At 67.3% G+C, this 23831-nt stretch carries 21 protein-coding genes; 7 read left to right on the top strand and 14 right to left on the bottom strand.

What is annotated here, in order from left to right; translation table 11 throughout:
- Both QRO95_RS19655 and QRO95_RS19650 read right to left on the bottom strand, forming a co-directional pair.
- On the bottom strand, window positions 1–332 hold a 332-nt coding region (locus QRO95_RS19655), incomplete at its 3' end, for a hypothetical protein (protein ID WP_285303266.1).
- Window positions 333–336: 4 nt separating this feature from the next.
- A complete protein-coding gene (locus tag QRO95_RS19650) occupies window positions 337–1119 on the bottom strand; it encodes an enoyl-CoA hydratase/isomerase family protein (RefSeq protein ID WP_285303265.1) in 783 nt (260 codons plus the stop codon).
- Window positions 1120–1286: 167 nt separating this feature from the next.
- Here QRO95_RS19650 and QRO95_RS19645 point away from each other — a divergent pair, with 167 nt between their 5' ends.
- The 3 genes from QRO95_RS19645 (at window position 1287) to QRO95_RS19635 (ending at window position 3827) form a co-directional block, all read left to right on the top strand.
- Window positions 1287–1988 (top strand): FKBP-type peptidyl-prolyl cis-trans isomerase N-terminal domain-containing protein, encoded by a 702-nt coding sequence (locus tag QRO95_RS19645; RefSeq protein WP_032127896.1) that lies wholly within the window; start codon window positions 1287–1289, stop codon window positions 1986–1988.
- Between the two features lie 136 nt (window positions 1989–2124).
- Window positions 2125–2928, top strand: a complete 804-nt coding sequence (locus QRO95_RS19640) for a CoA pyrophosphatase (RefSeq protein ID WP_032127895.1) — start codon at window positions 2125–2127, stop codon at window positions 2926–2928.
- Window positions 2925–3827 carry a sulfurtransferase gene (locus tag QRO95_RS19635; RefSeq protein ID WP_285303264.1) on the top strand — a complete coding sequence of 301 codons (903 nt, stop codon included), beginning with the start codon at window positions 2925–2927 and terminating at the stop codon, window positions 3825–3827. Before QRO95_RS19640 ends, QRO95_RS19635 begins: the two co-directional genes overlap by 4 nt.
- A 351-nt stretch (window positions 3828–4178) precedes the next feature.
- Here the strand turns inward: QRO95_RS19635 and QRO95_RS19630 are convergent, their stop codons facing one another.
- A complete protein-coding gene (locus tag QRO95_RS19630) occupies window positions 4179–4745 on the bottom strand; it encodes an N-acetylmuramoyl-L-alanine amidase (RefSeq protein ID WP_285303263.1) in 567 nt (188 codons plus the stop codon).
- 72 nt (window positions 4746–4817) lie between these two features.
- Between QRO95_RS19630 and QRO95_RS19625 the strand changes: the two genes are divergently transcribed.
- Together QRO95_RS19625 and rlmKL are read left to right on the top strand one after the other, a co-directional pair.
- Window positions 4818–5345: an alpha/beta hydrolase gene (locus QRO95_RS19625; RefSeq protein WP_014036558.1), complete on the top strand. Its 528-nt coding sequence runs from the start codon at window positions 4818–4820 to the stop codon at window positions 5343–5345.
- Between the two features lie 145 nt (window positions 5346–5490).
- Window positions 5491–7629 carry a bifunctional 23S rRNA (guanine(2069)-N(7))-methyltransferase RlmK/23S rRNA (guanine(2445)-N(2))-methyltransferase RlmL gene (gene rlmKL, locus QRO95_RS19620; RefSeq protein ID WP_049423319.1) on the top strand — a complete coding sequence of 713 codons (2139 nt, stop codon included), beginning with the start codon at window positions 5491–5493 and terminating at the stop codon, window positions 7627–7629.
- 155 nt (window positions 7630–7784) lie between these two features.
- Here the strand turns inward: rlmKL and QRO95_RS19615 are convergent, their stop codons facing one another.
- The 7 genes from QRO95_RS19615 to QRO95_RS19585 all read right to left on the bottom strand — a co-directional run bounded on the left by QRO95_RS19615 (window position 7785) and on the right by QRO95_RS19585 (window position 16353).
- A complete protein-coding gene (locus tag QRO95_RS19615; RefSeq protein ID WP_049399886.1) occupies window positions 7785–8114 on the bottom strand; it encodes a DUF3325 domain-containing protein in 330 nt (109 codons plus the stop codon).
- Window positions 8111–9745, bottom strand: coding sequence for a PepSY domain-containing protein (locus QRO95_RS19610; protein WP_285303262.1), 1635 nt, complete (start codon window positions 9743–9745; stop codon window positions 8111–8113). Before QRO95_RS19610 ends, QRO95_RS19615 begins: the two co-directional genes overlap by 4 nt.
- Window positions 9742–10056 carry a DUF3649 domain-containing protein gene (locus QRO95_RS19605; RefSeq protein ID WP_032127889.1) on the bottom strand — a complete coding sequence of 105 codons (315 nt, stop codon included), beginning with the start codon at window positions 10054–10056 and terminating at the stop codon, window positions 9742–9744. Before QRO95_RS19605 ends, QRO95_RS19610 begins: the two co-directional genes overlap by 4 nt.
- A 107-nt stretch (window positions 10057–10163) precedes the next feature.
- A complete protein-coding gene (locus QRO95_RS19600; protein WP_285303261.1) occupies window positions 10164–12362 on the bottom strand; it encodes a TonB-dependent siderophore receptor in 2199 nt (732 codons plus the stop codon).
- Between the two features lie 291 nt (window positions 12363–12653).
- A complete protein-coding gene (locus tag QRO95_RS19595; protein ID WP_285303260.1) occupies window positions 12654–13940 on the bottom strand; it encodes a DUF445 domain-containing protein in 1287 nt (428 codons plus the stop codon).
- Window positions 13941–14058: 118 nt separating this feature from the next.
- On the bottom strand, window positions 14059–14937 hold the full coding sequence (locus QRO95_RS19590) for a plasmid replication/partition related protein (RefSeq protein WP_285303259.1): 879 nt from the start codon (window positions 14935–14937) through the stop codon (window positions 14059–14061).
- 63 nt (window positions 14938–15000) lie between these two features.
- Complete coding sequence (locus QRO95_RS19585) at window positions 15001–16353, bottom strand: aspartate aminotransferase family protein (RefSeq protein WP_182267527.1); 1353 nt, start codon at window positions 16351–16353, stop codon at window positions 15001–15003.
- Window positions 16354–16457: 104 nt separating this feature from the next.
- Here QRO95_RS19585 and QRO95_RS19580 point away from each other — a divergent pair, with 104 nt between their 5' ends.
- Window positions 16458–17954: an aldehyde dehydrogenase gene (locus tag QRO95_RS19580; RefSeq protein ID WP_285303258.1), complete on the top strand. Its 1497-nt coding sequence runs from the start codon at window positions 16458–16460 to the stop codon at window positions 17952–17954.
- Window positions 17955–18107: 153 nt separating this feature from the next.
- Here QRO95_RS19580 and QRO95_RS19575 read toward each other — a convergent pair whose 3' ends face one another.
- The gene (locus tag QRO95_RS19575; protein ID WP_285303257.1) at window positions 18108–18749 is read right to left on the bottom strand and encodes a hypothetical protein; all 642 of its coding nucleotides are present in this window, start codon (window positions 18747–18749) and stop codon (window positions 18108–18110) included.
- A gap of 147 nt (window positions 18750–18896) precedes the next feature.
- Between QRO95_RS19575 and QRO95_RS19570 the strand changes: the two genes are divergently transcribed.
- A complete protein-coding gene (locus tag QRO95_RS19570; RefSeq protein WP_285303256.1) occupies window positions 18897–20198 on the top strand; it encodes an MFS transporter in 1302 nt (433 codons plus the stop codon).
- Here QRO95_RS19570 and QRO95_RS19565 read toward each other — a convergent pair.
- The 3 genes from QRO95_RS19565 to QRO95_RS19555 all read right to left on the bottom strand — a co-directional run bounded on the left by QRO95_RS19565 (window position 20179) and on the right by QRO95_RS19555 (window position 23718).
- Window positions 20179–20640 carry a bacteriohemerythrin gene (locus tag QRO95_RS19565; RefSeq protein ID WP_004151683.1) on the bottom strand — a complete coding sequence of 154 codons (462 nt, stop codon included), beginning with the start codon at window positions 20638–20640 and terminating at the stop codon, window positions 20179–20181. The two genes, QRO95_RS19570 and QRO95_RS19565, sit on opposite strands and share 20 nt — an antisense overlap.
- Window positions 20641–20725: 85 nt before the next feature.
- The gene (locus QRO95_RS19560; protein ID WP_032127881.1) at window positions 20726–22069 is read right to left on the bottom strand and encodes a diguanylate cyclase; all 1344 of its coding nucleotides are present in this window, start codon (window positions 22067–22069) and stop codon (window positions 20726–20728) included.
- 95 nt (window positions 22070–22164) lie between these two features.
- On the bottom strand, window positions 22165–23718 hold the full coding sequence (locus tag QRO95_RS19555; protein WP_285303255.1) for an MASE1 domain-containing protein: 1554 nt from the start codon (window positions 23716–23718) through the stop codon (window positions 22165–22167).
- Between the last annotated feature and the right edge of the window lie 113 nt (window positions 23719–23831).

The raw sequence follows: 23831 nt of genomic DNA, 5'->3' as shown, positions 1-23831 counted from the left end.
CGGGCCTTGGCCCGGGCGAGAATCGCGGCGGCGGCCGGGGGGAGGGCGGGCTTCACGTCCGGCGCCGGGGCTGGCGTTCGTCGCGCATCGCGTTCGGCCTCGCGGCGCGCCAGGCGCACGGCGCGGGCACGGTAGCGTTCGCGTGCGGCCCAGGCCGCGTGCAGCTGCTGTTGGGCCTGGCACAGGCGTTGCGGAAGGTCCGGGTGGCCGGGCAGCAGCTGTTCGTCGCCGGCACGGGCGACGTAGTCCATGAGACCGGCCTGCAGGGCGCCATCGAGATCGTCTGCCTGGACCCGGGCGAACAACTGCGCGGGGTTGGGTCGGGATGCCATGGCGTCAGCGGTTCTGGAAGGCCGGCGGGCGGCGCTGCAGGAAGGCGCTGGTGCCTTCGCGAATGTCTTCGGTGGCGAACAGCAGGCCGAACTGCACGCTTTCGTACTCCAGCCCAGCCTCCAGGCTGCATTCGCCACCCACGTGTACCGCGTCGAGCAGGCCACGCAGGGCCAGCGGGGCCGAGCGTGCCAGCTGGCGCGCGATGTCCTGTACACGGTTGTCCAGCGCATCGGCGGGCACCACCTCGTTGACGATGCCCAGTTCCAGCGCACGCGCGGCGTTGATCGGTGCGCCCAGCAGGCACAGCTCCAGGGTGGCGGCGCGGCCGCACAGGCGCAGCAGGCGCTGGCTGCCGCCGAAGCCGGGAATCAGGCCGAGATTGATCTCCGGCTGCCCGACCTTGGCCGTATCGGCAGCGATGCGCAGGTGGCAGGCCATGGCCAGCTCCAGCCCGCCGCCCAGGGCGAAGCCGTTCACGCGTGCGATCACCGGCTTGGGCATGCGCTCGATCTGGCGCATCAGGGCCTGGCCGAGCAGGGAGAAATCACGTCCCTGAACCGCACTGAGTGTGTTCATCTCGGCGATGTCGGCCCCGGCCACGAAAGCCTTCGGACCGGCACCAGTCAGCACCACCACGCGCACGTCCGGGTCGGCGGCGGCAGCGCTGAACGCCTCGGTCAGCGCCTGCAGGGTCGCGGCATTCAAGGCGTTGAGCTTGTCCGGGCGCTGGACGGTCACGGTGCGGATGGCGCCGTCGTCGGCGACAGCGATCAGGGCATCGGCCACGGGGAAACTCCTGAAACGTTAAAAAAAAGTGAGATTGAACTCCGCCAACGCAGACGGGTCTTAGCCTGCATCGTGAGTAGCGGTTACACGTTGTGCCCGTTATCCTAACCCGTCGCCTCAGGGCGGCGCAGAACGTCCCTGAGTTACCACCCCTGGAGAACTGTTTGATGAAGTTGCGTTCTATCGCGGTCGCCGTCGCGGCCCTGGCCCTGACGGGCAATGCCTTCGCCCAGGACGTCTCGTCCGAAAAGGGCAAGCTGAGCTACTACTTCGGTTACGACTACGGCAACAACCTGGCGGAGCTGACCGGTCGTGGTGAGCAGCTGGACATCAACTCGGTGGTGAAGGGTCTGCAGGACGCCTACGCCAAGAAGCAGCCGGCGATCACCGCCGACCAGCTGAAGCCGGCCGTTGAAGCGTTCCAGAAGCGCGAGCAGGGCCGTGCCCAGGCTGCCAAGGCCGAGTACGAAAAGGCTGCTGCCGAAAACAAGACCAAGAGCGATCAGTTCATCGCGGCGAACAAGGCCAAGGCCGGCGTGCAGTCCCTGCCGAGCGGCGTCCAGTACCGCGTGATCGAAGCCGGCAAGGGCGCGAAGCCGACCCAGGCCAGCACCGTGCAGCTGGAAGTGGCCGGTCCGTTCCCGTACGGCCAGCGCCCGACCGAAGCCCGCCCGGCCCAGCAGATTCCGTCGATCAAGGTCAGCGAAGTCGAAATGAAGGCCATGCGCGAGACCCTGCTGCAGATGCCGGCTGGCTCGAAGTGGGAAGTCACCCTGCCGCCGGACCAGGCCTACGGTGCCGACCCGCGCACCCCGTTCCCGCCGAACGTGGCTGTGCAGTTCGAGATCAAGCTGGTCAGCGTCAAGTAAATCGAAGCGGTAAACGAAACGCGCCGGTGATCCCACCGGCGCGTTTTTGTTTGCGCGGAGCGCGACGCTGCCGTGCACTGCATATTGACCCCGCGCAAATTCAGCCCGATCGCGCTACTGTTGCCGGGTGCAAACAATGGAAAAAACGGCGCGTGTTGTCGCAAGTCCCTGCATCGGAGTGTGCACGCTGGATCCGCACCGGCAATGCACCGGCTGCGGGCGGCATATCGATGAGATCGCGCGGTGGTCGTCGATGAGCAACGAGGAACGCAGCCGCATCCTGCATCGCGTGCAACCTCTGCGTGAACAGCTGCAGCAATCACTGCGCGGCTCGCTGGCTGATCACGAGCGCCTGATGCGCGCGCTGCATCCACTGGCCGAGCCGCCGGCCGGCGACGGCTGGAACCGCAGTGAACTGATCGATCTGCTTCCGCCCGGGCCCCCGGTGGAAGCCGCCGTACTGGCCGGCATCGTGCCGCGCGCCAACGGCGCACAGGTCATCCTCACCCGTCGCACCGAAACCCTGCGCACCCATGGTGGTCAGGTCGGCTTCCCCGGTGGCCGCACCGAACCCGATGACCGCGATGCGTTGGCCGCTGCACTGCGCGAGAGCCAGGAGGAAATCGCATTGGCGCCCGGCCAGGTGCAGGCGCTGGGCTATCTCGATCCCTTCGTGACGATCACCGGCTACCGGGTCACGCCGGTGGTGGCCGTGGTCGATCCGGATTTCGTGCCGGTGCCACAGCCCAGTGAAGTGGCCGAAGTGTTTGAAGTGCCGCTCGATTACCTGATGGCAGCCGACAACCTGCACCAGGTCGAAATCAATCATCGCGGCCGCGTCCGCCACGTCCTCGAATATGGCTGGCCCGGCCAGCGCATCTGGGGCGCCACCGCCGCCATCCTCTACAACCTGCGTCGCCGCCTGGAGCAAGTGCAATGAAGCCGATCGATCCGCCGTGGACCACCCTGGTCGATGTCGCCACCTTGGCCGCTGCATTGGGCGAGGGCGTTCGCGTGGTCGACGCACGTGCTACTGCCAGTACCGCCGTACGCGTGGTCGATGCACGTTCCTCGCTGGCCGATCCGCAGGCGGGTAACGGCCAGTTTCTGGCGGGGCATGTTCCGGGCGCGGTGTATGCCGACCTCAATCGGGACCTGTCGGATCTGACCCGCAGCGGCCACGGCCGTCACCCGCTGCCGGACAGCGATGCCTTCGCCGCGAAACTGGGCCAGTGGGGCATCGGTCCCGACACCCAGGTGGTGGTCTACGACGGCAGCGATGGCAGCATGGCCGCCTCGCGCCTGTGGTGGCTGCTGCGCCTGATCGGGCACAGCAAGGTGGCCGTGCTTGATGGTGGCATCGCCGCATGGCAGGGCGCAGGGCACCCCTTGGCGACGGGGCAGGATGAGGTGACCGCGCTGCCGGTTTACCCGGGCCGTTTCGACACCACCCAGATCGCCAATGCCGAGGAAATCAGCGCACGCCTGAAGCACGCGCCGGGCTGGTTGGTCGACGCACGCGCAGGCGAGCGCTTCCGCGGCGAAGTGGAGCCGCTGGACCCGGTCGCCGGCCACGTGCCCGGCGCGGTCAACCGTCCGTTTGCGTTGAACGTCGCCGACGGCCGCCTGCGTGATGCACAGGAACTGCGCGCCGAACTGCAGGGCGTGATCGGCAACCGCGATCCACAGCAGGTGGTGCTGATGTGTGGCTCCGGCGTGACGGCCTGCCACCTGCTGCTGGCGATGGAAACGGCGGGCCTCTCCGGCGCCCGCATCTACGCCGATTCGTGGAGCGGTTGGGTGAGCGACAGCAGCCGCCCGGTGGCCAGCGGCGCCTGAGCCGCGCGGGGTCGGATCCGTTTTCCAACGGAAAACGGCTCTGACCCCATCGAGCGTAAATCGGGGTCAGAGCCCGTTGCGTAGCAACGGGATCCGACCCCGTGCCGACCAACGGTCGGCACCCACCAACAGCAGCAGGAATCTGTGGAAGGCGGGGTGGGTCCGGTTGCGGGGGCGTGAGCCGCATGGATGCGGCGACCGAGCTTACATGGACGTACTTGCAGCGTCCCCCGCAACCGGACCCACCCCGCCTCCCCTCAGGAAGTCAGCTTCTGCTTTTGCTGTTGTTCTGGCTTCGGCTTCGGCTTCGGCTTCTGCTTCTGCGGGTGCAGGGCGCAGCCCTGCAAACCCTTACCCAACCGGCTGCAACGGCACCTTCGCCAGGATCCGCGCCCACGGGAACAACGGCCCCGGATCACGCTTGCGTGCCACCATCAGCGCCGGGTCATCGCTGGCCGGCACCTGCTCCAGATCCAGCTGGTCGTGCCCGGCAATCCGCCGCAGCGACGGATAGCGCACCACCAGCGCCTGCAGCAGGCCTTCCAGCGCCTGCAGCTGTGCCTCGGTGTAGGGCTCGTCCATCGCCTGCTGGCGGCTGTCGAACCAGTGCGGGTAGCGCCCGGTGTTGACCAGCTCGATGCCCAGCGTATGCGCGTTCATGCCGCGCACGTGATGCGCCACGCGCTCCGGCGCCACGTACTGCACCACGCTGCCGTCGCGGTCGATGTAGAAGTGGCCGCTGTTGCCGGCGCCGCTGTCATACAGCACGCGCTCGCCGTACTCACGGGCCATCGCCAGGTCGGGCAGCTCGGTGCAGTGGATCACCACCATCTCCAGCGTGGCCGGGTCGCGCAGTGGCAGACGGTCTTCGTAGGGCAGGGGCTGCAGTTGCAGGCCGGGCAGGAGCGGGTTGGGCATCCGGCGATGCTAGCATTGCGGCATGAACCTGCCTTCCCTTTCCTCGTTGGCCCGCGCCCACGGAGCACGCGCATGAGCCGCGGCCACTGCATCCTGTCCCATGGCTTCGAGAGCGGCCCGGAGGCGACCAAGGTCACCGCGCTGGCCGACGTGGCGCAGCGCCTGGGCTGGACCCATGAGCGCCCGGACTACACAGACCTGGACGCGATGAGCGAGGTCAGCCGCGTAGGTGACGTGCCGACCCGCCTGCGCCGCCTGGTTGAACGCACCGCCATCGCCGCCCGGCAGGGTCCGGTGGTGCTGGCCGGTTCCAGCCTGGGCGCCTACATCTCTGCCATCGCCTCGCTGCAGGTGCCGGTGGCCGGCCTGTTCCTGATGGTGCCGCCGACCACCATGGGCCCGATGCCGGCGCTGGACGCCGCCGCCGTGCCGACCACCGTGGTCCAGGCCTGGCATGACGATGTGGTGCCGGCCGCTGGAGTGATCGCCTGGGCCCAGGCGCGTTCGGCGCAGCTGCTGCTGGTCGACGACGGCCACCGCCTGGAGCACCATGTGGAGGCCTCCGCGCAGGCCTTCGAGCGCCTGCTGCGGCAACTGTGAAGCCCGGGCGCACGGCGCGCCCGCCCGCATTGACTACAATGGCAGCCCCGCCGCCCCCGGCGCGGGCCTGCCGGCCGTGCCTACGGCCCTCCTTTCCGACTGGCCCGGCCCCTGTGCCGCGCCCGACCACCTGCGAACCGATCCTGTGAAATTCTTCGTCTCCTGCGCCAAGGGCCTGGAATACCTGCTTGCCGATGAACTGTCGGCCCTGGGCCTTGGCAAGGCCACTGCCACCATTGCCGGCGTCAACGCCGAGGGCGAACTGGAGCAGGCGCTGCGGATCGTGATGTGGTCGCGCCTGGCCAGCCGCGTGCTGTGGCCGATCGACGAGTTCGACTGCCCGGACGAGCAGGCCCTGTATGACGGCGTGCGTGCGCTGCCGTGGCACGAGCACATCAAGCCGGAGATGACCCTGGCGGTGGACGCGCACGTGTCGGGCGACAAGATCACCCATGCCCGCTTTGCCGCGCAGCGGATCAAGGACGCCATCGTTGACCGCATGCGTGATGAAGGCCTGGAGCGCCCGTCGGTCAACACCGACCTGCCGGATGTGCGCGTCAACCTGTCACTGCGCAAAGGCCGTGCCTCGCTGTCGATCGACCTCGGCGGCGGCCCGTTGCATCGCCGTGGCTGGCGCGGCGCCGCTCACGAGGCACCGCTGAAGGAAAATCTGGCCGCCGCGCTGCTGCTGCGCGCGCAGTGGCCGCGGCTGCACGCCGCCGGTGGCGGCCTGCTGGACCCGATGTGCGGCAGCGGCACGCTGCTGATCGAAGGCGCGCTGATGGCCGCCGACGTTGCTCCCGGCCTGATGCGCCACGGCAGCCTGCCGCCGAGCCGCTGGCTGGGCTTCGACAAGGCCGCCTGGAAGAGCATCCAGAGCGAGGCGCGTGACCGCGAAGCGGCTGGCCTGGCCGCGCTGAAGCCGGTCATCCACGGCAGCGACATCGACCCGACCGCGATCCAGGCGGCACGCGAGAATGCCGAGGTGGCCGGTGTCGCCCACGCGATCCGCTTCACCCGCGCCGACGTCGCCGACCTGGCCGCACCGGAGCAGGAGATCGGTGCGGTGGTCTGCAACCCGCCGTATGACGAACGCCTGGCCGCCGACCCGGCGCTGTACCGCGCACTCGGCAATGCCCTACAGAAAGCGGTGCCGCAGTGGCGCGCCAGCCTGCTGTGCGGCAACGACGAACTGGCCTTTGCCACCGGCCTGCGTGCGGGCAAGAAGTACCAGATGTTCAACGGTGCGCTGGAATGCGCGCTGATCGTCTGCGACCCGATCGCCGTGCCGGGCCGTGACCCGGCGCAGCCGCGCGAACTCAGCGAAGGTGCGCAGATGGTGGCCAACCGCCTGCGCAAGAACCTGAAGAAGTTCAAGAGCTGGCGTGCCCGCGAGGACATCACCTGCTTCCGCGCCTACGATGCCGATCTGCCGGAGTACGCGGCGGCCATCGATGTCTACGAGGAAGACGGTGGCAAGCGCCGCACCTTCCTGCATGTGCAGGAATACGCCGCACCGGCGGCGATTCCGGAGAACGACGTGCGCCGCCGCCGCAACGAGCTGCTGGCGGCCGCGCGCGAAGTATTCGGCGTGCCGCCGGAGCAGGTCTCGATGAAGTCGCGCGAGCGCGGCAAGGGCGGCAGCAAGTACGGCCGTTTCGAGCAGCGTGACGAATTCATCGTGGTGCGCGAGAACAACGCGCTGCTGCAGGTGAATCTGTTCGACTACCTGGACACCGGCCTGTTCCTCGACCATCGCCCGCTGCGCCGGATGATGGCCGAACAGGCGCGTGGCAAGCGTTTCCTCAACCTGTTCTGCTACACCGGCGTGGCCAGCGTGCAGGCCGCCGTGGCCGGTGCGGCCAGCACCACCAGCGTCGATCTTTCGGCGACTTACCTGCAGTGGTGCTACGACAACCTGGCGTTGAACGGGCAGGGCGGCAACCAGCACCTCCTGGTGCAGGCCGATGCGATGGCCTGGCTGGAAGGCGACCGTGGCCAGTACGACGTGATTTTCTGCGATCCGCCGACCTTCTCCAACTCCGCACGCGCCGATGACTTCGACGTGCAGCGCGAGCAGTTGAAGCTGCTGCGCGCGGCGGTGGCGCGGCTGGCGCCGGGTGGCGTGCTGTACTTCTCCAACAACTTCCGCCGCTTCAAGCTGGAAGAGAACGCCATCGCCGAATTCGCCCAGTGCCGCGAAATCACCGCGCGCACCATCGGCCCGGATTTCGAGCGCAACGCGCGCATCCACCGCGCGTGGGAACTGAAGCGGTTGGGGTAATTCCGGTAGTGCCGGCCGCTGGCCGGCAACGTTGTCAGATCCGCAGAGGGTTCATGGGATGCCGGCCAGCGGCCGGCACTCCCCATATCTGGCCGGTACATCCACGCCATGCGTGGAGGGCTGTTCAGTAGATCCACGCCATGCGTGGATGGCGGTTACAGCAACGCCACCAGCAGCCCGGCCACGGGCAGCGCGATCGCCAGCGGCGCGATCCATTTCGGCCGGTACGGGTACAACCCGAACGACAGCACCACGCCGCCCACGGTCATCACGCCCAGCCACAGCACCGGGCCCATCGCCCAGCCGTGGTCGACCACGCACAATGCGAACGCTACCGTCAGCAGCACCCAACCCAGCACCCGCCACTGCGTGCGCCGTGCCGGGGTGGCTGCAGCCTTGCCGTGCAGGTCGTGCTGGTGCTTCTCCATCGCCAGCGACAGCGCGGTGAACGCGGAGAACGACAGGGTCAACGCCAGCAGCATCATGCGCTGGCCTCCGCTTCGGCGGATTCCACAGCGTCCACCGGGGCCTTGGGTGCCGCCGCGGCGGCACGCTTCTTCTTCTCGGCTGCAGACAGCGGTGGCGTCCAGCGCTGCATGCGCCAGCCGCACAGCGCCAGCATCGCGCCGAACGCGATCATCGACAGATCGAAGCCCGCCAGCACCCAGTCGCCGTTGCGCAGGGTGATGCCCAGGTGCGCATGCGTGGTCAGCGCATTGACCACCGGCACCAGCGCGAACGCGGCTGCGCCCAGGTACAGCTGCCAGGCCCACATCATCCGCTTCGGCCAGATGAAGGCGGCCAGCAGTGCCGCGCCCCAGGCGTAGAAGAACACGTTGGCCTCGGCGCTGGAGCGTTCGGCGATGTCCAGCGGCAGCAGGCGGTTGCCCCAGAAGTACGCTGCAAAGGCGATCGGCAGGCCGGCCACGGTACCGATGTTCAACGCATCGACCAGGCGCAGGCCGAAGCCTGTGCGGCCACTCTTGGCGTGCTTGGGCCGTTCCTTCACCGCCCACAGCACCACGCCGCTGGCCACCATCAGGCAGCCGACCAGGCCGGACAGGAAGAACAGTGCGCGCAGGCCCCAGTCGGCGAAGCGCGCCAGGTGCAGGCCGTACAGCACGCCGCGGGTGGCGGTGGCGCCACCGGAAGGCGGTGTTTCTTCCAGCAGCGTGCCGTTGACCATGTCGTAGCGCACGGCCGGGGTGTCGGTGGACAGGCGCTTGCCGTCACGCTGGCGGATGTCGATCACTGCATTGGCCGCGCCCGGGTTGGACACGGTGAAGCCGGCCACTTCCACGCCGTGCCAATGCGCTCGCGCGCTGTCCAGCAGCTGCGCGATCGGCAGCGGGGTGGCGCGGCCTTCGGCAGGTGCAGTCACCTCCGGCATGCCACCGAAGGCCTCGCTGTAGAACGCATCCTCGTCCTGCGGGTAGGCCACCTTCACGCCCCACGGCAGGTACATGATCATCAGGGTGACGATGCCGGTGTAGGTGATCATCGCGTGGTAGGGCAGGGCCATCACCGCGCTGACGTTGTGGAAATCGAGCCAGGACCGCAGGCCCTTGTCCTTGCGGAAGGTGAAGAAGTCCTTGAAGATTTTCTTGTGGGTGATGACGCCGGTGATGATTGCCACCAGCATGAACATCGCGCAGAAGCCGACCAGATAGCGCGCCCACAGCACCGGGATGTAGTGCAGGTCGAAATGCAGGCGGTAGAAGAAATCACCGCCGCGGGTCTCGCGGGCCTTCAGTGCCTGCCCGGTGTTCGGGTCCAGTGTTGCGTCGCCGAAGCCCCCTCGACGGCCACGGCTGGGGTCGGCCAGCTCCGGCGGCAGCCGCCAGAACATCTGCATGGCGGGGTTGCGCGGTTGTGGCAGGGTGACGAACCAGTTCTCGGCCTGCGCGGCGTTGGCCTGCAGGTAGTCCACGGCACGCTGCGCGGCCACATCGATGCTGACGTTGCTGGAGGGCAGTTCCGGGCGCATCCAGCGGCTGATTTCCTCGCGGTAGTAGCTGGCCGTGCCGGCCATGAAAATCAGCAACAGCAGCCAGCCGACCAGCAGGCCGGTCCAGGTGTGCAGCCAGGCCATCGACTGGCGGAATCCGTTCTTCATGCCCAGGCCCCCAGCATGCGCGCGATGACTGCCATCAGCAGGGTGGGGGCGAGGATGCCGACCCACGCACGCAGCGCACTGCGCGTGGCGAACGCCCACAGCGCCGCGCAGGCGGCCACCAGAATGGCCAGCAGCATGCCGGTCAGCACGGTCTGGCCTCGAGCGCCGGGCAGCGCCACCGCGCAGAATACGCTGGTCACGGAAGCCAGCGCGTAGCCGCCGAAGATCGCCGCCAGCGAGCGTGACAGCACGCCCCAGCGCGGGTTGGAGAAGAAGGTGCGGGGGCTGGCGGTTGCGGGCGAGCGGTCCACGGCGTTCCTGCAGGTTTCAGTGAAAAGGAACCGGCGCACCGCAGCGCGCCGGGGTTGGCCATCCGTGGCCGGGCACCGGTCGCAGAACCGGTGCCATCCATCGAGGGTCAGAGCTTCCAGCGCAGTGTCACGGTGACATTGCGTGGTTCGCCCCAGTACACGCCGTTGTAGAAACCGACGTTGTTGAAATACTTCTTGTCCAGCAGGTTATTGATGTTCAGCTGCGCGCTGAAGTTCTCGTTGAAGCGGTAGCCGCCGGCCAGGTTCAGCAGGTAGAAGGCGTCCTGGGTGATGTTGGCCTTGCTGCGATCCGCCTTGGTGCTGGTGTTCCAGATGCGGCTCTGCCAGGTCACACCGCCACCCAGCCAGAAGCGGCCATCGATGCCACCGGGGCGCCAGCTGGTGTTGAGGCGGAAGGTATCCTGCGGGGTCGTGGTCCGCTGCAGCACGCCATCCTTGTTGCGGATGACGGTGTGGGCAAAGCCTGCCGAGACGTTCCACTGCTCGCCGATACTGCCCTGGGTTTCGATTTCCCAGCCCTTGACCTTGTTGCCCTTGCCGGTGGAGCGGTAGGCCTGCTCACCGCCGGGCAGCGAGTTGACCGGTACCGAATCATCCTCCTCGGCGACGTTGTCCTGCTTGCCCTCGAATACGGCGGCGGAGGCATTGAGCAGGCCGCCGAAGAACTCGGCTTTGACGCCAGCTTCGTACATGTTGCCGACTATCGGCTCCAGGTAGTTGCCGTCGCGGTCGCGGTTGCTCTGCGGCTTGAAGATATCGGTGTAGCTGACGTAGGCGCTGAAAATCGAGTTGAAGTCGTAGATCAGGCCCGCATACGGGGTGAGCGTATCGTCGGGCTTGTAGCCGCTGCGCCTGGTGCCAGTGCGGTTGCCGGTGGCGTCGTAGGAATAGTCCCACTTGCGGGTTTCCCAGCTGCCGTAGCGTGCGCCGACTACGGCCAGCAGCGAATCGGCAAGTCGCAGACGCGCGGCGAGATAGGCGGCGCGCTGGCGCAGCTCATCCTGTGATGACAAGTGGCCGAGACGGGTGACCGGCAGTACCGGGACGTTGCCGGTCCAGTGCCGCCAGTCAGGCACCTTCGCATAGGCCGTGTCGTAGTTGAAATCCATTGCTTCCGATTCGCCCTTGCGAACCGATTGGCCCAGGCCGAACACAAGCTCATGCTCGCGACCGAACAGCTTGAACGGCCCGCCCACGTTGACGTCGAACACGTCCATCGTGCTGTGCTGGTTGAAGTGCGAGATGTACGCCGTTATGCCGGTGCCGTCCGCGCGCGGATTGCCGGCCGCACCGTACCAGACGCTGCCGTCGGTATCGCGTACCGCATGGCTGACGTTGCCCTTCACCGACCAGCCGTTGCCCAGTTGCTGTTCCAGCCGCGCGAAGGTGGTCTTCTCCACGATCGGCCAGCTGCTCCACGACGCGGACAGGTTGGTCGAGCGCGGCAGGTTGGCCGGCGTTCCGTCTTCCCCCCAATAGGGCACTACACCCCAGGTCACGCCGGTGGTGTGTGGCGACTGGTATTCATAGCCCACCTCGAACAGTGTGCTGTCGCTCAGGTCGGCCTGGACGATGCCATAGAACACATCCTTGTCCAGTGCGTAGACATCGCGGAACGAATCACTCTGCTGCTTGGCGGCCACGATGCGTGCACGAATGCGGCCGTCCCAGGCGACGGGGCCGCCGAGGTCGGCTTCCAGGCGCCGGTTGCTCCAGCGGCCGAGGGTCAGGTTGGCACCCATCTGGAAGGTGTCGGTCGGTCGCTTGCGGATCATGCTGATGGTGCCGGATGGATCGCCGGCGCCGGTGGTCAGGCCGGTGGCACCGCGGATCACTTCGATACGCTCGTAGATGACGTTGTCGGTGTTGGTCTTGACCGAGCCACCGAACGTATTGAGCATGCCATCGACCTGGAAGTTTTCGATGGTGTAGCCACGCGAGACATAATTGATTCGCTCGCTGTCGGTGACCGATACGCTGACGCCGGTGACCTGGCCCATCACGTCCGACAACGAGAAGAGGCCCATGTCATCCAGGCGCTGGCGGGTGATGACCGTCACCGACTGCGGCGTCTCGCGCAGTGACAGGTCGAGCTTGGTCGCACTGCGCGCGCCCTTCACCGTATAGCTGTTTGGAATCTCGCCATCGGCGGTCACCTTCACGGTATCCAGCGTGCGCGCGGAAGGATCGGCAGTGCCGTCGGCGTGGGCCAGCGGGGCGATCATCAGTGCGGTCACGGCCAGGGCCAGCAGAGTGGGATGAGGGTGGTTCAACGGCATTGCCATCGGTGCGATTCCATGCAGGACGAAACAGGCGATGGAATGCGCAGACACAGCAGCCATGCGCTTCGCGCACGTCGCCCAGCGAGTCCCATCGACGGTGCGCCACCCGCTTGGTGCGGGCGACCCGTTAGTCGGGGGATGTACACGGGCGAAGGGGCGGGTAGGTGCGTGCTTCCGTGCCCCGCTTGGCTAAGCGTACAACCGATCGGCAAATGATAGGCATTCGCATTTCGTTAATCAAGCGTGACGAATTCCGTCTCCACGCAGGGCGTGGATCGACTACCGCATGGGCGCCTAGAACCTGAACACCACCGTCGCGGCATGCAGCAGCAGGCCGATCAGCCCGCCCACCAGGGTGCCGTTGAAGCGGATGAACTGCAGGTCGCGGCCCACGCTCAGTTCCAGTTGCTCGACCAGGTGCCGTTCGTCCCAGCTTTTCACGGTCTGCGCGATATGCGTGGTCACGCCTTCGCGCAGGCGGCCGGTCAGACGCTGGGCGCCCTCCAGCAGGTGCTGGTTGAGGGCCTCGCGCAGGGCCGGGTCGGCCTGCAGGCTGCTGCCCAGCGAGGCGAGGCTGCGCTGCAGGTGGCCGACCAGCGCCGAGTCCTCGCGCTGCAGGTCCGCGCGCAGGCTGGCATGGATGCGCGCCCACAGCCCCTGCACGTACTCCTGCAGGGCGGGGTGGTCGATCATTTCCTGTTTGAGCTGTTCGATGCGCTCGGCCAGGGCCGGGTCCTCGCGCAGGCGCTGCACGTAGTTCTGCAGCCAGCTCTCGTAGTCCTGGCGCAGCGGATGCTGCGGCTCGGCCAGCACCTGCTGCAGTTCTTCCAGCACCGCCCGCGCCAGTCGCTCGGCCAGGCTGTCGCCGATCTCGTCGATCGGCTTGACCCAGTTCACCGTGCTCGACAGCGTCGGCCACTCGCGCTGGATGTAACGCACGATCAGCTGCGAGGCGCGCTCCTTCACTTCCGGCTGCTCCAGCCAGCGCCCCAAGCGCTGCAGGCCCTCGTCCAGCACGCGCTGGTGGCGCCCATCGGCGGTCAGCAGGGCCAGCAGCTCACCGGCGGTGGCGGCGGCATTCCACTGCCGCAGCTGCCGCACCACGAAGGCGTGCAGCTGCCGACGCACCGCGGTTTCGTCGAAGAAGTCCAGTGCCTGCAGGGCCCAGCCGCGGGCCATGTCGGCCAGCATCCGCGAACGTGCAGGGTCGGCCAGCCAACTGCCGAGACGGCTGGCCGGGTCGAATACCTGCAGCTTTGCCAAGAGGACCTGTGGTTCAAGGAACTGGTCGCGCACGAACAGCGCCAGGCTGTCGCCGATGCGTTCCTTGCTGCGTGGGATGATTGCCGTATGCGGGATCGGCAGGCCCATCGGCCGCCGGAACAGCGCGACGACCGCGAACCAGTCGGCCAGTGCGCCGACGGCCGCTGCTTCGCAGAAGGCCGAGACCCAGGCCCAGATGCCGCGCTCGCCCTGCCAGTGGCTGACCGCGAAACCGGCCAGCATCAACAGCAGCAGTCCCAGCGCGAGGGCTTTCAGGCGCCGCAGCTGAGCGCGGCGCGGATCGTTGGCAGGCGTCATGGCGGAAGTCTACCTGCCAGCGGATGAGCACCGGGTAGTGCCGGCCGCTGGCCGGCATCCGCAACGCACCCGGAACGTCCATGGGGTTGCCGGCCAGCGGCCGGCACTACCCGCTGGCTCAGAGCGCTTCGAGCTGCTTGCGCAACGCCGCCAGCTGCGCGCGCAGGGTGTCGTTCTCGCGGGTCAGCGCGACCACGCGGCGGCGCAGCGCCGGGGCATCCTCGCCCAGCTGCTCCAGTGCCGACAGCACCTCGGCGTCGCGGCTGGCGATCTGCTCTTCGTCCGCTTCCTCGAAGTCCATCTCGGCTGCTTCCGGCTTCGGTGCACGCGGCTTGCGCTTGGACTCGCGCACGCGCTTGGCGGCCTGCTTCAGCTCATCCTTGCCACCGGCGGCAGCGGCGCGCTGCTCGTCTTCCGGCAGGTCGGCCACGGCAGCAGCAGCGCTGATCGAGATCACGCCGGCCTTCACCGCTTCCACCACCTCGGCCGCGGCCTGGGCGTGGATGCGTTCGATCATGCCGACCTGGCTGGCGCTCAGCTTGGCCTCGCGGGCCAGCTCGGCGCGGCTGACCTTCGGTGCCGGCTCCCACGGCGGGCTGTCTTCACCGCCTTCATCGGCCATCTCTGCCGTGCCGTCGCTCTCGCGTTGCAGCTGCGCCTGCTCGATCTGCTTGCGGGCGGCCAGGATGTCGCGCTTGCGCAGCGCCAGCACGCCGCGCTGGAAGTCGGACACGCTGCGGCGGCCCAGGTGCTGCTCGATCATCCACAGGTGCACGTCTTCCATGCTCTGGAAGCGGGTGTTCTGCACGGTATTGAAGGGCAGGCCATGCTTCTGGCAGATGCCGAAACGGTTGTGGCCATCGACCAGCACATCACCCCACAGCACCAGCGCATCGCGGCAGCCTTCGGCCAGGATGCTGCGCTCCAGCGCGTCATGTTCGTCCGCGGTCAGCGGGTCGATGTAGGCCTTGAGTTCTTCTTTGACGACGATATCCATGGGCACGGCAGCGAGCAGGAGCGGAACCGCCCATTGTACCTGCTCGCCACCGCCGGCCAGGGCTCAGGCGGTGGCCCGGATCATCTCGCCCAGGGTGCCGGTGATCTGGTCGATCTGTGCCTTGTCCACGATCAGAGGTGGCGACAGCGCGATGATGTCGCCGGTACAGCGCACCAGCAGCCGGCCGTCCTGGAAGCAGCGCCGGAACACCTCGTAGCCACGGCTGCCGGGGGCATCGCGGCGCGGCGCCAGCTCGACCGCGCCGACCAGCCCGAAGTTGCGGATGTCGATCACGTTGGGCAGGCCCTGCAGCGCGTGCAGCCGTTCCTGCCAGTATTCGCCCAGCTCGATGGCACGCTCGAACAGGCGCTCCTCGGCATAGACCTCCAGCGTGGCCAGCGCTGCGGCGCAGGCCAGCGGATGGCCGGAATGGGTATAGCCATGGAACAGCTCGATGGCCTGCGGCGGTGCCTGCATCAGGGTTGCATGCACGGCGTCGCTGGCCAGCACGCCACCCAGCGGTACCGCGCCGTTGCTGACCGCCTTGGCGAAGGTCAGCAGGTCCGGGGTGACCCCGAAGCGCTGCGCGGCGAAGGGCATGCCGACCCGGCCGAAACCGGTGATGACCTCGTCGAACACCAGCAGGATGCCATGGTGGTCGCACAGCTCGCGCAGGCGCTGGAGGTAGCCGGGCGCGGGCAGGATCACCCCGGCCGAACCGGCAATGGGCTCGACGAACACCGCCGCGATGGTCGAGGCATCGTGCAGCGCGATCAGCCGTTCCAGGTCGTCGGCCAGCTCCGCGCCCTGGCGTGGCAGGCCCTTGCTGAACGCATTGCGCGGCAGGTCCAGGGTATGCCGCAGGTAGTCCACGCCGCCCAGCTGCAGGCCGAACGCCCTGCGGTTGTTGGGCAGCCCACCCAGCGCCATGCCGCCGAAACCGACCCCGTGGTAAGCCTTCTCGCGGCTGATGAAGCGGGTGCGCTGGCCCTCGCCACGCTGGCGGTGATAGGCCAGCGCGATCTTCATCGCGGTATCCACCGCCTCGGAGCCGGAGCTGGTGAAGAACACATGGTTGAGCGGGGCAGGCGCCAGTGCGGCCAGCCGCTGCGCCAGTGCGAAGGCCGGCGGCGAGCCCATCTGGAAGGCCGGCGAATAGTCGAGCGTGCGTGCCTGCTCGACGATGGCCTCGACGATGCGCGGGCGGGCGTGGCCGGCGTTGCAGCACCACAGGCCGGCGGTGCCGTCGAGGATCTGGCGGCCGTCGACGTCCTCGTAGTGCATGCCTTCGGCGCGTACCAGCATGCGCGGCGCGGCCTTGTACTGGCGGTTGGCGGTGAACGGCATCCAGTACGCGTCCAGTGACTCGGGACGCTGGGTGGCCAGGTCGTGCAGGTCGCTTTCGGGACGCTTCATGCCAGCTCCATCGGGTCCGATGCGACGAATGTAGCGCAGCCGCGTCACGGTGGAGTCGCGGCGGTCCCGGTATAACCAAAGCTCGTTGACCGCTGGAGCTTCCCATGGCCGATTTCCCCGACCGCAGCCACTGGCAGGCGCTGTCCCTTCAGCTCTCGATGCCGGGCCAGGCCTTCATCGATGGCCGTTATGTCGATGCCGCCAGCGGCGCCCGCTTCGACTGCATCAGCCCGATCGATGGTCGCGTGCTGGGCGCGGTTGCCGACTGCGACGCGCAGGATGTCGAACGCGCGGTACTGGCCGCGCGGCGCAGCTTCGAGGCGGGCCACTGGTCGCAGGCGAGCCCGGCGCATCGCAAGCGCGTGTTGCTGGCGCTGGCCGCGCTGGTGGAAGCGCACATCGATGAACTGGCGCTGCTGGAAACCCTGGACATGGGCAAGCCGGTGCGTGACGCACGCCGTATCGACCTGCCCGGTGTGGTGCGCTGCCTGAGCTGGACCGCCGAAGCGGTGGACAAACTGTATGGCGAGATCGCGCCGACTGGCCCGCACGAACTCGGACTGGTCACCCGCGAAGCCGCTGGCGTGGTGGCGGCCATCGTGCCGTGGAATTTCCCGTTGCTGATGGCCTGTTGGAAGATCGCGCCGGCGCTGGCGATGGGCAACTCGGTGGTGCTCAAGCCTTCGGAGCGGTCGCCGCTGAGTGCGCTGCGGCTGGCGGCGCTGGCCGCCGAGGCGGGCCTGCCGGAGGGCGTGCTGAACGTGCTGCCGGGCCATGGCGCGCGCGTTGGCGAACCGCTGGCCCTGCACATGGACGTGGATGTGTTGGCGTTCACCGGTTCCACTGCCACCGGCGCGAAGCTGCTGGAGTATTCCGGGCGATCCAACCTCAAGCGGGTCTGGCTGGAATGCGGCGGCAAGAGCCCGCACGTGGTGTTCGCCGACGCTCCCGATCTGGACGCGGCGGCCAAGGCCGTGGCGCAGGGCATCTTCTTCAACCAGGGCGAAGTCTGTACCGCCGGGTCGCGCTTGCTGGTGCAGCGCTCGATCCGTGAGGATTTCGTGCACCAGGTGGTTGCTTATGGCCAGCACATGCAGCCGCAGCATCCGCTGGACGCCGACGCGCCGATGGGCGCGCTGGTGGACGCCGCGCATCTGGACAAGGTGATGCGGGATATCGCATGCGCCGAAGCTGAAGGTGCCCGCCTGCTGCTGGGCGGGCATCGTGCCGAGGTGGAGGCGGGTGGCAGCTATGTGCAGCCCACGGTGTTCGACCAGGTGCGCCCGGAGCAGGCCTTGGCACGCGAGGAAGTGTTCGGGCCGGTGCTGGGGGTGCTCGGTTTCGACGACGAGGCCGAAGCCGTGCGCGTGGCCAACGACAGCCGCTACGGACTGGCCGCCGGTCTCTGGACACGCGATCTGGGCCGCGCGCATCGGGTTGCGCGCCAGCTGCGCGCCGGCCGGTTCTGGGTGAACGGCTGGGATGGCGGTGACATGACCGCACCGTTTGGTGGTTACAAGCAGTCCGGCAACGGCCGGGACAAATCGCTGCACGCCTTCGACAAGTACAGCGAGATCAAGGCCACCTGGATCCAGTTGTAACGACGTGGCTGCTTGACCGCTGTTCGCTCTTTGTAGAGTCGAGCCATGCTCGACTGCTTTTCGTTCTTCGGTAGAGCCGAGCCATGCTCGGCTGCTTCTCGCGAAGAGCAGTCGAGCATGGCTCGACTCTACAGAAGGCAGACAGCTGTCGAGCTACCGGCAGCGGGTACTCACCTGCAGCACCGCTGCACGCAGCAGATCCCGGTCGGCTTCTTCGACGGCATTCTGGAAGTAATCCATGTCCTGCTTGCCCAGCTCGCACGGGTCGACGATGTACCCCGGTGGCCACAAACCCAGCAGTTGCGCTACGCCATGCACGATCTGCTCCGGCGTCATCTGCCGGCGGATCCGGAAGTAATTGCGGCGCGGCGCGAATGCCGGGTGTATCTCGCGGCGACCAATAATGCGCGGAGCGACACCCGCAGCGCTGATGCCGTCGCCACCGTCGATGCTGCCCGCCGGGAGGCCCAGGATCAGTGGCGCCGTTGCAGGCGGTTCCTCGGACGCGGGTGTGCTGGCATCCGTAGGTGCCGCCGGGGGCGGGCGTGGCGCTGTCGATGCGGCCGGGCGCGCTGCCTCTGCGGTGGGCTGCGCCGGGTGCGGTTGCGCCGGCACGTGCTGCTTCGGTGGCAGCCAGTACAACGTCATCCTGGCGCCTTCGTCGCTGGGCAGCGTCATCCTGCCGCTGCCCAGCAGCCACACTGCCATCAACCCATGCACCAGCAGCACCACCAGCCATGCCGCCATGCGCGGCAGCTTCGGCGAATCGGACCACGACAGCGCGACTGCAGTCATCGGCAAAGCATCCATGCAGGGACCGGTGGCGCAGCCTAGCGGGTGGCCCGAAAAATTCCGTTGGCATCGGTGTCGGCTGAAACCATCGCCCCGTGCGGCCACCGGCCCGTGGCAGAATCGGGCGATCCGCCGTTACCCGTGTTGCCGATGTCGACGATCACCGCTGCCGCGCCGCCCGTGAATTCCCCCCGCCGTGTCCTGCTGGCCAGCCTGATCGGCACCACCATCGAGTTCTTCGATTTCTACATCTACGCCACGGCCGCGGTGCTGGTGTTCCCGCACCTGTTCTTCCCGGACAGCAGCGAACAGGCTGCGCTGCTGCAGTCACTGGCAACGTTCGCGGTCGCGTTCATCGCGCGTCCGGTGGGCTCGGCGGTGTTCGGCCACTTCGGTGACCGTATCGGCCGCAAGGCCACGCTGGTGGCCGCGCTGCTGACCATGGGCCTGTCCACGGTGCTGATCGGCCTGTTGCCCACCCATGCACAGATTGGCTTGTGGGCCCCCGCGTTGCTGGCGCTGTGCCGTTTCGGCCAGGGCCTGGGGCTGGGTGGCGAATGGGGTGGGGCGGTGCTGCTGGCCACCGAGAACGCGCCGCCGGGCAAGCGCGCCTGGTACGGCATGTTCCCGCAGCTGGGCGCACCGCTGGGCTTCCTGCTGTCAGCCGGCATCTTCCTGGTGCTCGGCCGTTGCCTGAGCCAGGACGACTTCCTGCAGTGGGGCTGGCGTATCCCGTTCGTGGCCAGCGCTCTGCTGGTCGGTCTTGGCCTGTGGGTGCGCCTGAACATCCACGAGACGCCCGATTTCAAGAAGGCGCTGGAGCGCAAGGCGCCGGTGCGGCTGCCGATGTGGACGGTGCTGCGTGACCATCCGGTACCGATGCTGCTGGGTACCCTGGGCGCGTTCGCCACCTTTGTGCTGTTCTACCTGATGACGGTGTTCAGTCTCGGCCATGGCACCGCGGTGCTGGGCTACAGCCGCGAGCAGTTCCTGCTGATGCAGATGGCCGGCATGCTGTTCTTCGCGCTGGGTATCCCGCTGTCGGCGCGCTATGGCGACCGTTGGGGCACGCGACGCACGATGATCGTCGCAAGCGTACTGATCGTCGGTTTCGGTGTGCTGTTCGCGCCGCTGTTCCAGCCGCACAGCCCGTGGCTGGTCACTGGCTTCCTGTGCCTGGGCCTGTTCCTGATGGGCCTGACCTACGGCCCCTGCGGCACCTTCCTGGCCGAGATCTACCCGGTGGAGGTGCGCTATACCGGCGCGTCGCTGTCATTCAACCTGGCCGGCATCCTTGGCGCGGCACCGGCGCCGTACCTGGCCACCTGGCTGGCCGAACGCTTCGGCCTGGTCGCGGTGGGTTACTACCTGTGCCTGACTGCGGTGGCGACCCTGTGCGCGCTGGTGGCACTGCACCGGCGCGCGCTGCGGCTCAACCAAAAAAGCGCTTGAGTGTACGCCCCAGCCAACCGCCCCCTTGGTGCTCGCGGGCGAACTGGTTCAGGTGCGCCTTGACCTGTTCGGCATAGGCCTGGTCATCACCGCGGATGTGGTTGAACAGCCAGCGCGAGAGCATGGTGCGCAGTTCGTCGCTGATGTCCTCGCCGGCCTGGAAGCGCATGCGGTATTCCGATACCCGCTTGATGAAGACCTCATGCACGCGCTTGTGCGCGGCACAGAACGGGTAGCCCGCTTCTTCCATCAACTCTTCTTCGAACGCGAAGTGCGACATGGTGTAGTCCACCACCTCGTCGATCACTTCACCCACCGCCGCACGCTGCATGCTGGCCTGGGCCACGTGCAGGTGGTTGAGCATCTCGATGATGCGGCGGTGTTGTTGGTCGATCACATCGATGCCGATGTTCAGATCGTCCTGCCAGACCAGTAGTGCCATCCCCGGCTCCCCTTCATGCGTATGTCGGGGCCGACTGTAGAGCCGCCGCGCGGGTGCGGCGTTGATCTGGATCAAAGCGGGCCGGTCAGGGTAGCGCAGGCTCGCGCGGGCGCAGCGGGCTGGCCACCGTGGTGCAGCTGACCCGGTTGCGGCCACCGGCCTTGGCCAGGTACAGCTGGCGATCGGCCTCGGAGATCAGCCGATGCAGTGCATCACGCTGCGGGCGCAGGCAGCACAGGCCGATGCTGACGGTCATGCGAAGCGTCGCGGTGCCGATGTCCACTTCCAGTGCGGCGATGCGCTGTCGCAGTTCCTCGAAGTACTGCAGTGCCTCGTCCTGTTCCATGTCCGGCACCAGCAGGCAGAACTCCTCGCCACCGAAGCGTGCGATCAGGTCCTGGCTGCGTGCATGCGCGGCCACCGCACCGGCCACCGCACGCAGCGCATCGTCGCCGGCCTCGTGGCCGTGGGTGTCGTTGATGTGCTTGAAGTGGTCGATGTCGATCATCGCCACCGCCACGCACTGGCCATGCAGCTGCAGCTGCGGCAGCTGGCGCTGGCTCTGTTCCAGGAAGCAGCGGCGGTTGGGCAGGCCGGTAAGGAAGTCGCGGGTGGCCAGATCCTGCAGGGTGCCGATCAGTTCCAGCTGGTCCACGTTCTGCGAGACACGGCAGAAGAATTCCTCGCGCGAGAATGGCTTGCGCAGGAAGTCGTTGGCACCGTTCTTCAGGAAGCGCGGGATCAGCGATGCGTCGGTGTTGCCGGAGATGCCGATCACCGCCACCTTGTCGCGTGAGCGCAGGGTGCGCAGGCGGCGGGTGAATTCCACGCCCTGCATGCCGGGCATCTCCTGGTCGACCACCGCCAGGCGGATCGCCGGATGCGCCTCGATCGCGGCCAGGCCCTCGTTACCATCGGCCGCTTCGTGCACCTCATGGCCATACATGCGCAGCAGGGCGGCGGCATAGCCGCGCGCGGACGGCGAATCGTCCACCACCAGCGCCGCGATGCGACGGTTGCGTTCCAGCCGCTGTACCAGCCACACCAGGTAGTCGATGCTGCCGGGGGTATTCTTCAGTACGTAGTCGATGATCTGCTGCTGCAGCACGCGCTTGCGCAGGTCCTCGTCGTACACGCCGCTGACCACCACGGTCGGCAGGTCGCGCTTGAGGAAGAACTCGACCACCGCATCGCGGTCGCCGTCGGCCAGCACCAACCCGGTCAGCACCAGGAACCAGCCGCCACCCTCGCTCAGCAGGCGATCGGCCTCGGCCAGGGTGGAGGCGATCACCACCGGCAGTTCCAGGCGCTGCTCGATGGCCTCGCGCAGCATGCCGGTGAACGCACGGGAGTTTTCGACCAGCAGGATCCGCTGTGGCAGCGGATCGGCCAGGTCGCCATCGACGGCGGCCTGCGGCAGGACGGGCATGATGCGGTGGCTCACGAAGGAGGGCTCGGCACGGATAGCGGCGGTTTCGGGTGTAACTTTAGCGGCGAACGTTGCGCGCCGGGCCAGATCCCGTGTCAGGCCGCCGCTGGCGAGGTGTGGGTGATCGATTCATGCAGGACCAGTCGCAGGCGATTGCCCCGGCAGTGGACCGTTCCGCCGTAGGCAAGCATCCGTCCGGCCAGACGCTCGACGGCCTGTTGGGTGGTGCGTGTCGACAGCGTGCAGTCACGGTCGAGCAGGCTCACTACGGCAACGATGCCGCGACGTCCGCCCGCGCGGCCACTTCGGGCGCGCACGCAGACCTGCCCGGTCTCCACCTCCAGCAGCAGCGACACCGCCTCGATCAGGGAGCGGTAAATGGCCAGTTGCAGATCCACGGTCAGCAGGCAGGGGTTGCCCGCCAGCCTGGGCGGAATGACGCGGTGCGTGTTGTTCCAGATTTCGCATGCACCACCGGCTTGCAGGGCGATGTACAGCCCCACCTGCTCCAGTCCGGTGGGATAGACCAGGCTGGCCTGTTCACGGAACAGCCGTGAGTGCACGGATGACGCGTGTTGCAGGCTGTTCGCCACTGCATGATGGCCCTGAGCCTTCAGCCAGCTGACCATTTCAACGAGCGAGCTGTCCATGCCGTCGCTCAGATGCTTCAGGTGGACGGCCCGTTCACGCAGCTCCCGCTCGCTGGTCTGGTGGGAACTGCGTGCCAGGCGCAGCGTCGTTTCTTCGGCCAGGCCGCGGGACCGGGCGCGCTGATGGTGGTAGCTGATGCTGGACCCGAGCGCGAGCAGCGCGACACTCATCACCGCCATGTTCTGCTGGGTGGCGAACGTACCGAGATCGAAGGAGGAGGGCAGGCCGGTACTGGGCGTAGCGCCGTGAAGTGGGAGATTCAACAGCGGAATCGCGATGGCAGCGCCGCGCCAGCCATGCATGAAGGTCAGGGCGATGGCAGGTAGAGCCGCCAGCAGGACAAGGTGTGTGCGGGTGGTATGTGCGCTACTGTCTGTCAGCTGCATGCCCAACCCCAGTATCAGCATCGCCAGGATCGCCGCAGCTGTAGGCGCAACAAAGCGGGTGCTCCACCTGGGATCCGCGTGCCGCTGCGCCCAAAGGAAGGCCAGCGGGAGCAGGGTAATGATGGCCGCGAAGTGACCAAAGAGCGTTCGGTCGACCGCGTCCAGCAGGTTGCTCGGCGGAGGGTTCGACCAGAGGACATATGAAATGCTCAGGTTGAGACCCGGGACGAACAGTGCCGTGCAGATCGACAACGACAGCAGCCAGAGACCGGTGGCGGCCTCGGACGGTATTCTCCTGAGGTGAAGGTGGACCACCAGCATCGCCATCGGCATCAACAGTGTTGACGCCAGGATGACCCACGCCAAGCCGTAGGCATCAATCATGGGGATGCGCAGCGTCGCGAAGTAGATGTATTCGCCCAGCAACAGGTAGGGCCACAAGCGGGGCGGGACGATCAGCAGTGCTGCTGCCCGGATGCCTGCGGGCAGGAAGAACTGATCGAGCGAGAACTGACGCGATATGAGGCAGCTGGCCGCATAGGCGGCGGCCAGCACAAGACCGACCGGACGGATCCGGAAGCTCAGTTCAATTGCCTTCTTGAGTCTGTCCAAAAACAAGACTCCTTTGCTCCCGCCCAGCCACCGCTGGCCCGCTACTGGACACTATCCAATAGATCGTCGCAGGCGCAATCAGCACCGTCCTTCTTCTGCAGATGACATGGTGC

Source organism: Stenotrophomonas maltophilia group sp. Smal13, from assembly GCF_030236855.1.
GTDB lineage: Bacteria > Pseudomonadota > Gammaproteobacteria > Xanthomonadales > Xanthomonadaceae > Stenotrophomonas > Stenotrophomonas maltophilia_A.
The sequence above is the reverse complement of the archived record's forward strand: the minus strand, read 5'-3'. Positions and strand labels throughout refer to the sequence as shown.

Coding starts and splice junctions, on each gene's coding strand:
- QRO95_RS19645 (WP_032127896.1), top strand. CDS start 1,287: ATGAAGTTGCGTTCTATCGCGGTCGCCGTCGCGGCCCTGGCCCTGACG.
- QRO95_RS19640 (WP_032127895.1), top strand. CDS start 2,125: ATGGAAAAAACGGCGCGTGTTGTCGCAAGTCCCTGCATCGGAGTGTGC.
- QRO95_RS19635 (WP_285303264.1), top strand. CDS start 2,925: ATGAAGCCGATCGATCCGCCGTGGACCACCCTGGTCGATGTCGCCACC.
- QRO95_RS19630 (WP_285303263.1), bottom strand. CDS start 4,745: ATGCCCAACCCGCTCCTGCCCGGCCTGCAACTGCAGCCCCTGCCCTAC.
- QRO95_RS19625 (WP_014036558.1), top strand. CDS start 4,818: ATGAGCCGCGGCCACTGCATCCTGTCCCATGGCTTCGAGAGCGGCCCG.
- QRO95_RS19615 (WP_049399886.1), bottom strand. CDS start 8,114: ATGATGCTGCTGGCGTTGACCCTGTCGTTCTCCGCGTTCACCGCGCTG.
- QRO95_RS19610 (WP_285303262.1), bottom strand. CDS start 9,745: ATGAAGAACGGATTCCGCCAGTCGATGGCCTGGCTGCACACCTGGACC.
- QRO95_RS19600 (WP_285303261.1), bottom strand. CDS start 12,362: ATGGCAATGCCGTTGAACCACCCTCATCCCACTCTGCTGGCCCTGGCC.
- QRO95_RS19595 (WP_285303260.1), bottom strand. CDS start 13,940: ATGACGCCTGCCAACGATCCGCGCCGCGCTCAGCTGCGGCGCCTGAAA.
- QRO95_RS19590 (WP_285303259.1), bottom strand. CDS start 14,937: ATGGATATCGTCGTCAAAGAAGAACTCAAGGCCTACATCGACCCGCTG.
- QRO95_RS19585 (WP_182267527.1), bottom strand. CDS start 16,353: ATGAAGCGTCCCGAAAGCGACCTGCACGACCTGGCCACCCAGCGTCCC.
- QRO95_RS19580 (WP_285303258.1), top strand. CDS start 16,458: ATGGCCGATTTCCCCGACCGCAGCCACTGGCAGGCGCTGTCCCTTCAG.
- QRO95_RS19575 (WP_285303257.1), bottom strand. CDS start 18,749: ATGACTGCAGTCGCGCTGTCGTGGTCCGATTCGCCGAAGCTGCCGCGC.
- QRO95_RS19570 (WP_285303256.1), top strand. CDS start 18,897: ATGTCGACGATCACCGCTGCCGCGCCGCCCGTGAATTCCCCCCGCCGT.
- QRO95_RS19565 (WP_004151683.1), bottom strand. CDS start 20,640: ATGGCACTACTGGTCTGGCAGGACGATCTGAACATCGGCATCGATGTG.
- QRO95_RS19560 (WP_032127881.1), bottom strand. CDS start 22,069: ATGCCCGTCCTGCCGCAGGCCGCCGTCGATGGCGACCTGGCCGATCCG.